The sequence below is a fragment of the Brevundimonas sp. GW821-FHT12E07 genome, from assembly GCF_058807035.1.
On record NZ_JBXAQH010000002.1, the window covers coordinates 718,913 to 731,205 of the forward strand.

Consider the following 12,293-nt stretch of genomic DNA (forward strand, 5'->3'; position numbering starts at 1 on the left):
CGCCCGAGGCGGCGGCAGCAGGCCGATCGTGAGACCCGCCGGCCCAGACCCGGGCTCCGGTGGGCCGAGAGGTTCACATTGGACCCGAGACCTTCACCGGAACAGGTCATTCCTCACCGCAGGACGGGTCAGCATCTGCGCGATCGTGTCGGCGAAGGTTGAGAGGGGCAGCGGCTTGGACAGGGCCTGATCCGCCCCAAAGATCATCGCGGATTTCAACAGGGTGTCGACGCCCATGCTTCCGCCGCTGGAGATCGCGAGAATACGAACGCCGGACGCCCGGCGTCTCAGATCCATGATGGTCTCCAGCCCATCCTTGTTCGGCATGAGCATGTCGAGGATGACGAGATCCACGGACTCGGCTTCAATCAGGCGAAGCGCTTCGTCTCCATCTTCCGCCTCCAGCACACGGTATCCCTCACAGGTGAGAAGCTCCGCTCCGATGGCGCGCAACGTCGGATCGTCGTCTGTGATCAGGATCGTCGCCTTGGGCAAACTGAGGTTGGTTGGGGTCATGCGGCTTCCTCGGCGATCCCGGGCAGGGCGTCCAATGTGAGAGGGCGATAGAAGTGATAGCCCTGCAGATAGTGAGCGCCGGCCACGCGCAGGAACTCGGCCTGGTCGGCCGTCTCGACCCCTTCGCAGACAACCTTCATGCCCAACGCCCGCCCCACCCCGATCACAGCGTGGATGATGGCGGCCGAAGCCGTGTCGTGAGTGCAGCGCTCAACGAAACTCCGGTCGACCTTGAGCGTGGTGAACTTCAGCTCTCTCAGCGCATGCAGACTGGTGAACCCGGCGCCGAAGTCGTCGAGGGCCACGCCAAAACCCCTGCCCCGCAAATCGTCCACGGTTCGGCTCGCGGCCGAGACGTTCAGCATCGCCGTCTCGGTGACCTCGATCTCGAGCCGCTGCGGCGGAAATCCTTGGGACGCCGCCGCGGTGGCGACCCTGTCCGCGAAGCCCGCGGCCTGGAATTCCGCAGCGGAGGCGTTGATCGACACCGTGATGTCCGGGCGATTCCGCAGATCCCGCATGGCCTGGGCCAGGACGAAATCCGTCAGCCGGGCAATCCCGCCTTCGGCTTCGAGGCGAGGGATGAAATCGTCTGGACTGAGGCGGCCATGCTGAGGATGGGTCCACCGGATCAGAGCCTCGACCTTGCCCGACAGCCGGCCGCGCCGATCGACAAGAGGCTGGTAGACCAGATGCAGTTCTTCCCGCTCAATCGCCGCCGCCAGTTCCTCGTCGGCGCTCAGGACAGGGGCCGGCGCGGAGCTCATGCCCTCGAACTCGGCGAGGGTGAACGCCACGAGAGCCTGTATCTCATCCACATTGATCGCCGAAACGGCGTCGCCGGACCGCGCGGCGGTCTCGATCTTTGAAGTCTCGCGCGCCACCGCGGCGGCGCCGAGGCTCAAGCTCATGGATTTCAGCGCATGGGCCGCCCGCGCCAGACCGTCCCGATCCTCGCTCCGCGCGTGCTCCAGGATCTCCGCCAGGCGCAGAGGCGCGTTGGCGACATACAGACCATGGACGCGCTGCACGAAGTCAACGCGCCCGTTGCGGCTCATGGCCAGCAGTTCCCCCCGAACGCCGGGATCGAAAAGGTCGGGGCGCACCTCAACCGGATTCGTCTGCCCGCCCGGCGTGGGCGCGGGGGCCGTCAGAGGATCGGGGTCGGCCTTGATGCGGGCGCGATCAGGGCAGAAGCGTCCGAGCGCGCGAACCAGATCCTCAAGCGTGAAAGGCTTGTGGATGACGCCGTCCATGCCGCACGCCTTCCAGGCATCGGCGCCGGCCCCCACCACATGGGCCGTGAGCGCGACGATCACCGCCCGGGGTCGGTACGTCTGCGCCTCCTCGGCGCGGATGAGACGGGTGGCCTCAAAGCCGTCGAGCACGGGCATGGAACCGTCCATGAGGACAAGGTCGAAGGTCTGGCTTCGCAGCCGCTCGACGGCCTGACGACCGTCTTCGGCGGTGAAGGTCTCAATCTCCAGGCGCGACAGGGCTTCGACGGCGACCTCCCGGTTCACCTCGGAGTCGTCGACGACCAGAACGCGCAGGCCGGGGAAGGTTGTTCCAGGGCGCGGCCGCTCCGACCTATGCGCGAGGCGCGGACGCGCGCCATCGCGCATCTGGGCGACAACCTCACGCAGATCCGCGCGACGGATCGGCTTGACGAGAACGCAAGCGTCCGGCGCGCGGCGCAGGACGGCGTCGGCGGCGTCATCGTTGTCACACACCGCCATCCCGAATTCGGGAACCGGCGCGCCGGAGCCGATGATCGCGGCCCCGTCCTGAGCCTCGGTCGCGCCGACGCCCCACGCCTCAAGGTAACGCAGCACAGCGACCTGCGTCTGCGCCGACAGATCACTGACGCCGATAGTCCCTCCCGGCTCCACGGCCGGGATCGAAATGGCGGGACCTGCCGCCTCGAACGGGACGGAAAAGGCGAATGTCGATCCTTCGCCAAGGGCGCTCGACAAGGCCCACACGCCATCCATGGATCGGACGAGCCGATCACAGATGGCCAGGCCCAGGCCCGTACCGCCGTGGGTCCGGGTCGTGCTCTGATCGGCCTGTGTGAAGGCTTCAAACAAGGTGGGCAATGTGTCGGCCGCGATCCCGGGGCCCGTATCCTGGACGGCGATACGCACCCGCTGGTCGTTCTCCGGGTCACGGTCGATAGTGATGAGCACCCCACCGGCGTCGGTGAATTTGATGGCGTTGTTGACGAGGTTTCCGATCACCTGACGCAGGCGGGTTGGATCAGCCAGGACGGATGGCAGACCCGGATCGACAAACACGGCCAGGTCGAGCCCCTTGCCGGCGGCCTTTTCGAAGAACAGGCTCGCCACATCCTCGGCCGCCTCCGCCAGATCGACCTCGACCCTCTCCAGATCCATCTTGCCCGCCTCGACCTTGGAGAAGTCGAGGATGTCATTGATGATGCTGAGCAGCGACTTGCCGGACTTGGAAATCACGTCTGCATAGCGCTGCTGGCGTTGAGGCAGATCCGAGGTCGCCAGCATATCGCTGAGCGCGAGGATGCCGTTCAGCGGGGTGCGGATTTCATGGCTCATCACAGCCAGGAAATCCGATTTGGCCGCATTGGCCTGCTCCGCCGCGTCCCGGGCCACGACCAGCTCCTGCGTGCGCTCGGCGACCTCGCTTTCGAGGCCTTCGACCTGGGCGGCGATGCGAACGTCGCGTTCGCGAATGCCCGCCAGCAGGGTATCGACCCCGGCGACCAGGTCAGCGACCTCGCCGTCCGCCTGAATGTTCACGGACGTGGAAAAGTCACGGGTCTCGTCCACCCGCCGGACGAGACCGGCCAGGGCGACAATGGGTGCGGTGATCTTGCGGGCCATGCGCTGGGCGACGATGAGGCCTGCGACGACCGCCACAAGCGCCCCGGCCAGGGTCGTCCAGATGGTTGAGAGGACGCGGCCCCGGAGTTCGGGCGTCTGGCTGAAAACGGTGATAGCGCCCACGGTCACGCCTTCGCTCATGACCGGCGCGGTAACCTGAATGGATCCTGTGCTCAGCACCGACCAGATCGACAATCGGCCGTCACCGCCGTCGACGGTCGCATCGGAGACGAGCCGGGCGCCGCCGCCGGTCTCCGCGAGCAGACCGACCCGGTTGGACCGCAGTCGCGCATAGGTGATGCCGGGCATTTGCGACACCGACCGGATGGCCCTGAAACTCTCGCTTCGATCACCCGAGGCCACGGCCTCGGAGGCCAGAGAGCCGATGACCCGCGCTGTCTGTGTCAGACGATTGGTCTCCAGCGTCGCCTGTCGCCGAAGGTCGATCCAGGTTGAAACGGTGGCCGTCACCAGAAATGACGCCAGTAGAGACGCCAGCACCAGGCCGGTCAGCTTTCGCGCGATACCGCCTCGAGCTCTAAGTCGGCCTGCGTACACTCAAGCACTCCCAAGTCACTGTAGTGCTTTGGTTATACGTGATGTTAATGACCCGACCCTTAAGGTTCGCATCTAGTCGGGGGACTGGAGAGGCGTTTTTGCCTCGGGGTATTCTGATGAGTGGCTTTTTCTACGTCCTCGATGACGAAGCGCGACTTCTGTTCGTCGATGACGATCCGATCCTGCGCGAGTTCGCTCAGGTGAACCTGGCTTCCGCCGCAGCCGATGTCGATGTCGCGGCCGATGGGGTCGAAGCGCTCGAGGCTCTGTCCCGACACCGCTACGATCTGCTGCTCGTTGATCTCGACATGCCGCGGATGGACGGCTTCCAGCTTCTCGCCCATCTGCGCGCCGATCCGGCCACGGCCCATCTCCCCATCGTCGTAGAGACAGGCCGCGAGGACGTGGAGGCGATCGACCGCGCGTTCAGGGCCGGCGCCACGTCCTTCGTGACCAAGCCCCTGAACTGGCGCCTCCTGTCCTACCAGCTGCGCTTCACCCTGCGGGCCGCACGCGCCGAGGCTGCGCTACGTCTGGCCGTCCCACGGTGAGGCGAGGTCTTGCGCGAGGCGCCCTGACCTGGCTCCAGCAGCGGCTTGGGGCCTTCCGCACCGACGAACGGGGCAATATCGCGCTCATTTTCGCCCTGTGCGGGCCAGCGGTGATCCTGCTCTCGGTCGGCGCCATCGATCTCGCCCATGTCCAGTCCAGCCGGCTCAAACTGCAGGACGTCGCCGACACCGCCGCCTTGGCCGGAGCCAACGAACTCGGCCTCGCCATCAACGAAAAGGCCGCGATCGAGCGCGCCGAAGCCTTTGTGCGCGGACACGTGGCGGAATGGGATGGCGCGCCGGAGATCCAGACGGATGTAACGGTCTTCTCGCGCGATGGGCAAAGAGTCATCCAGGTCGTGCTCAAGGGCCACAACCCCTCCTTCTTCGCCAATTTGCTGCCTCCGGGCGGCTGGAACTATGAAGCCCAGGCGCGCGCCGTCGCCGTGGGCCTGACGCCCCTGTGCGTCCTGGTGAGCGGAGACGCCGGATCCAAGCTGCTCAACATCAAGGACAGCGGACGCATCTCCGCTCCGAAGTGCCTCGTCCATTCCAACCGCGACATTCTCGTGGAGGGCGGGAGCCTGGAAGCCTACCAGGTCCAGGCCGTCACCTCCGCGCGCGGGATCATCTCGCCGGATCCAGGCACGGGCGCCCGACCCATCGATGACCCGTTCAAGACACTGAGCCTCAAGGAACAGTCTCCCTGTCCGTTGGTGGACATTGCGGTCCCCGACGTCCTGACAGGAACCTTCCATCTGGCGCCCGGCGTACATTGCGGCCAGTTCAAAATGGCGGGAGACTCCGTGCTCGTGCTCGACCCCGGGGAGCACTGGTTCCTCGAGGGCAAGCTCGAGATGAAGGGAAACTCCCGTCTCGAAGGCAATGACGTCGTCCTCTTCTTTGACAAGAAATCGAAGTTCGACTTCAAGGACCACTCCACGGTCAATCTCGATGGCCGCAAGCGCGGCGCCTGGGCAGGCATGGTCATGGTCGCCGCACGCGGGAACACCCAGGATTTCGGGATTTCGAGCGATCACGTCGAGAGCTTGCTGGGCGTCATCTATGTCCCGGACGCGCAGTTGATCGTCGAGGGCGGCAAGGCGGACATTGCGCGCGACAGCGCCTGGACGGTTATCGTGGCCAGATCGCTCCAGCTCAAGGGTGCGCCGTCCCTGATCATCAACGCCAACTATGCGTCCACCGACGTCCCGGTCCCCACCGGCGTCGGCCCCCGCGACGGCGGTTCACAACTCGTCCAATAGGATTAAGGAGAAGCGGCATGGCGCTGGAAGCCGAGAGAGTCCTGGAGAACGCCGAGCGGTCTCCGAATGACCGACGCGCCCGGTCCGAGCGGCGCGGCAAGGACCGCCGGGTGGGCGGCCGCATCAACAAGGCGGCGCCGCGCCGTTCGATGATGAAGGCCTGGGGCGCCTGGGCGACCGGAATGTCCTTTGCGATCTTCGCCATCGTGTTCCTGGCGACGATCCTCGTGTCGACCCAGATCCCGTGGATGGCCCTGGCCGTGAGCGCGGCTGCGGTCGTGACTTCGCTGTTCGCGCTGATGCTCGGAAGCCTCGAGCAGCGTCTTATCGAAATCCGTCTTGAACTCATGATGGCCAATGGCGGCATGCGACAAGCCGACCGGCGCAGCGGCGATCGCAGGTCCAGCCCTCCGCCCGCCGGACCAACATCAGCGCAACTCCGAAAGCCGTGATGGTCTGGAACGCCCTGCAAAGGGGACTGAAGCGCAGCCGTTCCCCCTGCGCTCGCCCTTCCAAACATCGCCCGCCAGACCGGCACGGACGATAGGCCACAAACGGCCTCTTACCTTCGAAAACTCCTCCATAAAGGGCCATTAGTGGCCCGTGATTAAGACTGCTTCAGAGCTGCTGTCCGATCCTGGCGCTTCGATCCACGCGCACCGCCTCGTCCAGAGATTGAGCTAGGAACAGGCGGCGAGCCGCGCCGGTCTGGGCCTGCGTACCTGGCGACGGCTCGAACGCGATGATGGTGCCCCGACAGAGACCCTCGTCCATGTGCCGCCGTCCTGCGATGCGAGCAAGGCCTCGACAGCCTGTTTCCCCTGCCCGTCGCGTTGAGCCTCGATGAGCTGCTGAAACAGCAGGCGAGTAACGCACCGTCTCGCCGCCAACGCGCGCCAAGGGCGCCACGGCCATGAGGCTGCCGCGGAACGCCGCTTTCGGCCGCCTGGCCGTCCCATCGCCGGCGGTGCGGCTTTGCAAGGCTTCGACACCGCAGCCTACGAGCGTCTAGAAGCCGAAGTCGATCTGATCCGGATGCACGCCGCGTCGCGTCCGTGCCCCTTTCCGGGTGGCTTTCGGAGGCGTGAGGGGCAGATCGGCCTGTACAGCCTTCGTCTGCGAAGGTGCGGGGGACGGGGCCGCAAGTTCGCGGGGCGGACGCGAGCGCGGCGACCGCGCGGTCTCGATCAACCTGGGCGCTCGCGGCGGCCGGAGCGGCCTCGGCGTCGGCAGCCGGGCCTGGCTGCGCAGGTTTTTCCAGGCGGTCAGTTCGCTCTCCCACCATCCCACCCGATTGGGCGAGACCGCGACCCGCTGGGGAAAGTCCCCGACGCGTTCCATCCGCCAGGCCGTGGTGCGGCTGATGCCGGCGATCTCCTGTACGCGCTCCCAGGGCAGTAGCCGATCATCGGCGCCGCCGGCCTCCACAGGCTCTCCGTTGACGGCGAAGGTCACGAGCCCGCTCCACGACGACGATGCGCCGGATCAGCCACGACGGCGCCCCTGGGCGGCCGAGGGCGCGCCGCTTCGTACCTCGGTGATCTGGCTTTCGGCCCAGAGCCGCAGCAGCTGTTGCGGATAATAGGGTCTCGACCGGATGTGGCGGCACGGCGGACCGCTCGATCCCGTCGACCACAGACGCGCCAGGGTGGCCGGCTTCAGACGTACCCCGAGCTCGAACAGGAAGGCCGAGGCCTCCTTGCGCGTCAGCAGCCGATCGTCGCCAGAAGCCAGGTCCGCCCGGACAGTGTCCTCCGGCCCGATCACGGCGTCGTCTCCCGGGGGCGGCACTGAGCCGAACGCGTCACGCCCCGCCCGGCGCTCAGGGCCAGATAGCAGTCGATCACCGTCGCGACATAGGCCTGGGTCTCGGCGATGTCCGGAACGCGGCCGAGCCGGGCGACCCGGTTCGGCCCGGCGTTGTAGGCGGCCAGAGCCAGCCGGAGATCTCCAAACCTGAGGATCTGTCGCGCCAGATAATCGGCGCCGCCTCGAATGTTTTCAACGGGATCGAAGCGGTTCGTCACCTGTAGCTCGAGGGCCGTTCCCGGCATCAGCTGGGTCAGGCCGCAGGCTCCGGCGGGGGAGCAGACCTCCGGGCGGTAGGCGCTTTCCGTCAGGACGAGGGCGTGAAGGAGCTTCGCGTCCAGCCCGTGAGCCTGCGCCGCTTCATCAATCACCGCCTGAAACGGCTGGCTGAGCGGCGCCAGCCGCGCGATCTCCGAAGGAGCCGAAGCGTCCTCCTCCCCTGTCCCGGCGGCGACGGCCTCCACGAACAGCCCCCCGCCCGCGCCGCGCCAGTCCACCCCCGAGGCTGACTGACGGGCCACGACGGGCGTCGCCGCGAGAAGCACGCCCAGCCCGATCGCAACCCTCACCATGTCGCTACGCCCCGATAGACGCCGACGATGTCTCGGCGATCGACCGGCCCGAAATAGCGGCTGTCGAAGCTGGTCGGGGTGTCACCGAGCAGGAAGAGTTCGTTCGGTCCCAGCCGCCGGCATCCGCCCCAGCCCGGCAGGCGCCGGCCGTACCGGTCTCTCTCCAGCACGGCGGCGGTCCGGCCATGGGCGACCACGACCGCCCCCTGACGGCAGACGCTTTGGCCCGGCGAGGCGGCGACCCGTTTGATCAGCAGGACCTCTGCGGGCATGCCGAGCGCGCCGAGATAAGCGCGGGCGGCCGGCGGCTGGGGGACGGCGACCACAGCGCCGCGAACCGGCGCTGCGCCCGGCGCGCGGGCGTAGAGGCCGCGGGGCAGACTCGGGCTCTCATTGACGAGGGCCCAAGGCTCCTCTGCCAGGGCTTCGCCGGCGCGGGTCACCGCCGCGGCCAGAGCCAGGGCAGTCAGGGCGACGCCGAGCACGGCCCAGCGGTTTCCGGTGTCGAGGGGGGTCCAGGTCATGGCTGATAGGGCTCCAGGATCAGGTCGCGGGTGATCATCACGCGCACGGGCGCGCCGGCGCGCAGGCGAATGGACGGCCGGACCTCGAGCTCGCGGTCGACCAGTCGGCCGCCGACCCGGGCCCCTTCGATGGCGGCCGCGTCCCCGGCGTCGCCCAGGAGGCCGCCGCCGCCTTCCCCATCGCGTGCGACCTGGCCGAGCGTGGTGATGGCCCCCGCGAACAGGGTTCCGACCAGTAAGGGGAAGAGGCGCCGGTCGACCTGACCGCGCACGCCGACGGCGCCCTGGGCATCGACCCCGGCCTCGTCGGCGAGGATCAGGCTCTTGCCGTTGGGCAGGATGAGCCGCTCCCAGGTCAGGAAGGCGCGCCGGTCGCCATAGGCGCTCTCGCCCTGGGCGGTTCCGATCAGTCGGGCGCCCTGGGGAATGAGCAGATGGCGACCGCTGACCGTATCGTAGATGTTCTGGGTGACGGCTGCGATCACCGGACCAGACCGGGCCGTGTCCACGGCCGTCAGCAACGCCGCCGGCACCAGGGCGCCGGCCTTCAGCTCGAAGGGCGAAAGCGGCGCGACCAGGCTGTGGCCATTATAGGTGTCGCCGTAGTCCGCCCCTCGCCCCTGCCGCTGCGGGGCCGTTGACGCCGTGGCCGGTACAGTCGTCTGCCCGGCCGGCACAGCCTGCTCCCGCGTCGAGGCGCTCACGGTCTCTGCGAAGAAAAGGCCGGACCGGATCGCCTGCTCCCTGGGGCCCGGCCCCGCGGATCGGGACGCCGGGGGGCGAGAGGCTGCGGCCGGACGGTCCGCCGGGGCCGGCGGCCTTGCTTGCGCATCGCCGGCCTTCTCCCCGCCGTCGGCCGCAGCCGACGGATCCGGGGACGCCGCCCGGGGCGGCGGAAGCCGGTCGTAGCTCGCCGGCTGGTCGGTCACCGCCTCCGTCGGCCGCACGGCGCCCCGGGTCTGAGCCTCCCGGCCTTCAGCCTGGCGCTCACGCGCCCCCGCGCGCAGTTCGGGCTGGACGACGAAGGCCCAGGCCAAAGACCCCGAGACCAGGACCACGCCGCCGATCACCATGGCCTGGACGACGGATTTGCGCAGGCGCACCGCACGGGGACGATCGGCGCGAGCCTTCAATCCCGGGGGCGGCTGTTTGGGAGGCGTCGGCTGGCCGACGCTCTGCACCTCGGCGGCCGAAGGCGGTGTTTCGGACAAGGGATGATCGTTCATGAGCGGTCTCCGGAAAGGCGACGAATGCGCACGACCTGGGCCCGGCGGTCTCCGAGCCGCAGCTCGGCCCGCTCGAACACCCGATCGACGATGAAGAGCCCGCCGACCTGACGGTAGTTGACCATCTGGCGTTCGCCGTCGGGGGCGAGAATGAAGAGGACCGGCGCCTCATCGACCTGAAGGTCCGGGTCGAAGGTGATGAAGGTCCGCAGGCCGTCATTGAAGACGGCGGTCGGGGTCCAGCGCGGCCTGCGCCCCTGGGGCTCGATCCGGTAGCGACCGTCGGGCTCGCCGGCAGGCAGGGCGACCGGATCCGGTATGCGCGCCGGGACCGCATCGAAAACCTCAGGCGCCGGGGCCCCGGCGATCGCGCCAGCGTCCCAGGCGACCGCGGCGTTGAAACCGTCGGCGGAGCCGCTTCTGAGTTCGATGAGATAGACCCGGCGATCGGTTGTCAGGACCAGATTGGTCTCCAGCCCGCGCTCGAGCGGCTTGAGCAGGACATGGACGGTCCGGCCGGCGCCGGCGCCCGAGGCCGTCTCTCCGATCTGCCAGCGCACGGTGTCGCCGGCCGCCTTGGCCACCAGGGTCTCGCCCGGCGCCAGGCTGAGGGTGGTGACCCGCAAGGGCGCGGTCCAGACCTCATAGACCCGGCCCGGCGCCCAGGCGAAGACCTGAACGCCGCCGACGAAGGCGTCCTCGAGCGAAGGCGTGCGCGCCGCGGCGTTGGCCGCCACGATCGCCGCCCGTCCCGTCCTGACGCTTGCGGACGCAGCGGGCCGCCAGGGCCGCGCGTGGTCCGCGACCGGCTCCGGCCGTTCGCCGGGCGCGGTCGCGTCCGCCGGTTCCGTCAGGGTCACCCGGTCGGTCACAAGCCCAGCCGCCGGGGCCGTCACAGGCTCAGCCTCCGGGCCAGTCCCCACCACAGAGGACGGCGCGGACGTTTCCGCCGGTTCCGTCCCAGACTCCGCGCGAGGCGCTGCGCCCGGAGGCGGCCCGGCGTTCGCCGCCACCCGGTCGGACAGGGCCGCCGCCGCAAGCGGGGGTCGAAACACGGCGCAGCCGGACAGGAGCAATGTCGCCGTGGCGGCGATCAGGAGGCGTCGGGGGTCCATGAAACATCCTCGATCTTCAGTCCAAGGGGGTTCTTCATCAGCTCGGCCTCGGTCCGGGGCGGCTGGGTCGTGGTCGTGATCAGGGCGCGCCAGCGCTCGACCCCGGCCTGTTGGCCGTTGATGAAGCGGGTCTCGCGCCACTGCAGGTCGTAGGTGCGCTCGGTGCGGCGCACGACGTTGAGAACCTCGACGTTGACGGCCTCGCGCCCAACCTCGGCGAAGGGGTCGTGGGTCTGGGCCCAGCCGTTGAGGAACCCAGCCGCCCGGGGGGTCATCAGATCATAGGCCCTGAGCCAGTTCTGGCGGATGACGATGGGATCGATCGATTTGGAGCGGACGTCGCGGATCCAGCCTGCAAGAGCATGGCCTGTCTGGGCTTCGGTGGGTTCATAGCGGCCGCCGATGGCGGTGATCCTCTGGGTCTCTCCCCAGTCGGAGACCTCGACCACGAAGGGTTTGACGACGGCTCGATCGGCCTGAACCCACCAGCCGGCGCCGAGGAAGGCCGCAAGAGCCAGATTGGCCAGGGCGATGCGCCGCCAGTTGCGGGCATGCGCCAGGCTGAGGCCCATCCGGTCGTCCCAGACCTGACCGGCCCGCTGATAGGGGGTTTGGTCGGGAGCGGAGGCCAAAGGCCGTTTGGCTCGAAAGAAGGGATGCATCTCAGCGCTCCTCAGTCTTCAGATTGGGCGACAGCACGCCGCTGTTTTCTCCGGCGGGCAGGAGGCCGCGCCCGGTGTTGGCGAGAAAGAAGGCCTGCAGCGCCTGGGAGCGTGTGATCGGTCGCCCGGACGGGGTCGGTGCGCTCGCGGCGCGACCGGCCGTCCGGTGGAAGTCGCTTCGGGCCTGAGCGCTTTCGCGCGCCAGGGTCTCCGCGGCGCGAGGTCCAGGCCCGCCGGCGTACGACCCGTGCAAGTGACTAGGCGCAAGTGCGTCTGCAGGGTCCGCCGGCGCCGGAGAAGAGGAACCGTCCCTGTCTGGCGCAGGTCCGCCGTCCGCCATGAGGGCCGCGGCTTCCTGCGACCGGCGGATCGGACCGAAGGCGCTTGCGCCCTCCTCACCCAAACCCGTCGCGGCGGGCGGGGTCGGCTCTGGTGAAGGGCGCGCCGGCGCGGCGCCCGGCGAGGGCGTGGCCGCCCCTCCCGAACCGCCTGGCCGGCCTGAAGGGGGTGACGGTGGAAACCCCACGCCGCCCGAGCCGCCCGAGCCCCTCGAGGGCGTCGGGGACCGGCCGCCGCCAGCGCCCGAGGCGGCACGCGCCGGTCCGGCCAGCCGCGCGGCCGTTCCGCTCGCCGC

At 68.7% G+C, this 12,293-nt stretch carries 12 protein-coding genes; 3 read left to right on the forward strand and 9 right to left on the reverse strand.

The genetic code is table 11. The features are described from left to right. Window positions 1-93: 93 nt before the first annotated feature. Together AC1ROD_RS11695 and AC1ROD_RS11700 are read right to left on the reverse strand one after the other, a co-directional pair. Entirely contained in the window at window positions 94-516 is a 423-nt protein-coding gene (locus tag AC1ROD_RS11695; RefSeq protein WP_492948411.1) for a response regulator, read from the reverse strand. Further along, window positions 513-3,935, reverse strand: coding sequence for an EAL domain-containing protein (locus AC1ROD_RS11700; RefSeq protein ID WP_492948412.1), 3,423 nt, complete (start codon window positions 3,933-3,935; stop codon window positions 513-515). The genes AC1ROD_RS11695 and AC1ROD_RS11700 overlap by 4 nt, the downstream gene beginning before the upstream one ends. A 116-nt stretch (window positions 3,936-4,051) precedes the next feature. On the opposite strand from AC1ROD_RS11700, the gene AC1ROD_RS11705 reads away from it, so the two are divergent. The 3 genes from AC1ROD_RS11705 to AC1ROD_RS11715 are packed head-to-tail and all read left to right on the forward strand — an operon-like array spanning window position 4,052 to window position 6,203. After that, a complete protein-coding gene (locus tag AC1ROD_RS11705; protein ID WP_492948413.1) occupies window positions 4,052-4,486 on the forward strand; it encodes a response regulator in 435 nt (144 codons plus the stop codon). Continuing rightward, complete coding sequence (locus AC1ROD_RS11710; protein ID WP_492948414.1) at window positions 4,483-5,751, forward strand: TadE/TadG family type IV pilus assembly protein; 1,269 nt, start codon at window positions 4,483-4,485, stop codon at window positions 5,749-5,751. The genes AC1ROD_RS11705 and AC1ROD_RS11710 overlap by 4 nt, the downstream gene beginning before the upstream one ends. 17 nt (window positions 5,752-5,768) lie before the next feature. Then, window positions 5,769-6,203 (forward strand): hypothetical protein, encoded by a 435-nt coding sequence (locus AC1ROD_RS11715; RefSeq protein WP_492948415.1) that lies wholly within the window; start codon window positions 5,769-5,771, stop codon window positions 6,201-6,203. A gap of 556 nt (window positions 6,204-6,759) precedes the next feature. On the opposite strand, the gene AC1ROD_RS11720 is transcribed toward AC1ROD_RS11715, so the two are convergent. From AC1ROD_RS11720 to trbF, 7 genes are all read right to left on the reverse strand, one after another. Next, entirely contained in the window at window positions 6,760-7,206 is a 447-nt protein-coding gene (locus tag AC1ROD_RS11720) for a helix-turn-helix transcriptional regulator (protein ID WP_492948416.1), read from the reverse strand. Window positions 7,207-7,236: 30 nt separating this feature from the next. Further along, window positions 7,237-7,518 carry a hypothetical protein gene (locus AC1ROD_RS11725; protein WP_492948417.1) on the reverse strand — a complete coding sequence of 94 codons (282 nt, stop codon included), beginning with the start codon at window positions 7,516-7,518 and terminating at the stop codon, window positions 7,237-7,239. Next, window positions 7,515-8,132 (reverse strand): lytic transglycosylase domain-containing protein, encoded by a 618-nt coding sequence (locus tag AC1ROD_RS11730; RefSeq protein ID WP_492948418.1) that lies wholly within the window; start codon window positions 8,130-8,132, stop codon window positions 7,515-7,517. The genes AC1ROD_RS11725 and AC1ROD_RS11730 overlap by 4 nt, the downstream gene beginning before the upstream one ends. Beyond that, window positions 8,126-8,656 (reverse strand): S26 family signal peptidase, encoded by a 531-nt coding sequence (locus AC1ROD_RS11735; RefSeq protein ID WP_492948419.1) that lies wholly within the window; start codon window positions 8,654-8,656, stop codon window positions 8,126-8,128. Before AC1ROD_RS11735 ends, AC1ROD_RS11730 begins: the two co-directional genes overlap by 7 nt. Continuing rightward, complete coding sequence (locus tag AC1ROD_RS11740; RefSeq protein WP_492948420.1) at window positions 8,653-9,882, reverse strand: TraB/TrbI/VirB10 family type IV secretion system protein; 1,230 nt, start codon at window positions 9,880-9,882, stop codon at window positions 8,653-8,655. The genes AC1ROD_RS11735 and AC1ROD_RS11740 overlap by 4 nt, the downstream gene beginning before the upstream one ends. Continuing rightward, window positions 9,879-10,742: a TrbG/VirB9 family P-type conjugative transfer protein gene (locus AC1ROD_RS11745; protein WP_492948421.1), complete on the reverse strand. Its 864-nt coding sequence runs from the start codon at window positions 10,740-10,742 to the stop codon at window positions 9,879-9,881. Before AC1ROD_RS11745 ends, AC1ROD_RS11740 begins: the two co-directional genes overlap by 4 nt. 233 nt (window positions 10,743-10,975) lie before the next feature. Continuing rightward, a complete protein-coding gene (trbF, locus tag AC1ROD_RS11750) occupies window positions 10,976-11,659 on the reverse strand; it encodes a conjugal transfer protein TrbF (protein WP_492948422.1) in 684 nt (227 codons plus the stop codon). Between the last annotated feature and the right edge of the window lie 634 nt (window positions 11,660-12,293).

Bases quoted from the DNA above. Each gene is read 5' to 3' on its own strand.
- AC1ROD_RS11730 (WP_492948418.1), bottom strand. From the start codon at position 8,132: ATGGTGAGGGTTGCGATCGGGCTGGGCGTGCTTCTCGCGGCGACGCCC.
- trbF (WP_492948422.1), bottom strand. From the start codon at position 11,659: ATGCATCCCTTCTTTCGAGCCAAACGGCCTTTGGCCTCCGCTCCCGAC.
- AC1ROD_RS11735 (WP_492948419.1), bottom strand. From the start codon at position 8,656: ATGACCTGGACCCCCCTCGACACCGGAAACCGCTGGGCCGTGCTCGGC.
- AC1ROD_RS11740 (WP_492948420.1), bottom strand. From the start codon at position 9,882: ATGAACGATCATCCCTTGTCCGAAACACCGCCTTCGGCCGCCGAGGTG.
- AC1ROD_RS11715 (WP_492948415.1), top strand. From the start codon at position 5,769: ATGGCGCTGGAAGCCGAGAGAGTCCTGGAGAACGCCGAGCGGTCTCCG.
- AC1ROD_RS11705 (WP_492948413.1), top strand. From the start codon at position 4,052: ATGAGTGGCTTTTTCTACGTCCTCGATGACGAAGCGCGACTTCTGTTC.
- AC1ROD_RS11695 (WP_492948411.1), bottom strand. From the start codon at position 516: ATGACCCCAACCAACCTCAGTTTGCCCAAGGCGACGATCCTGATCACA.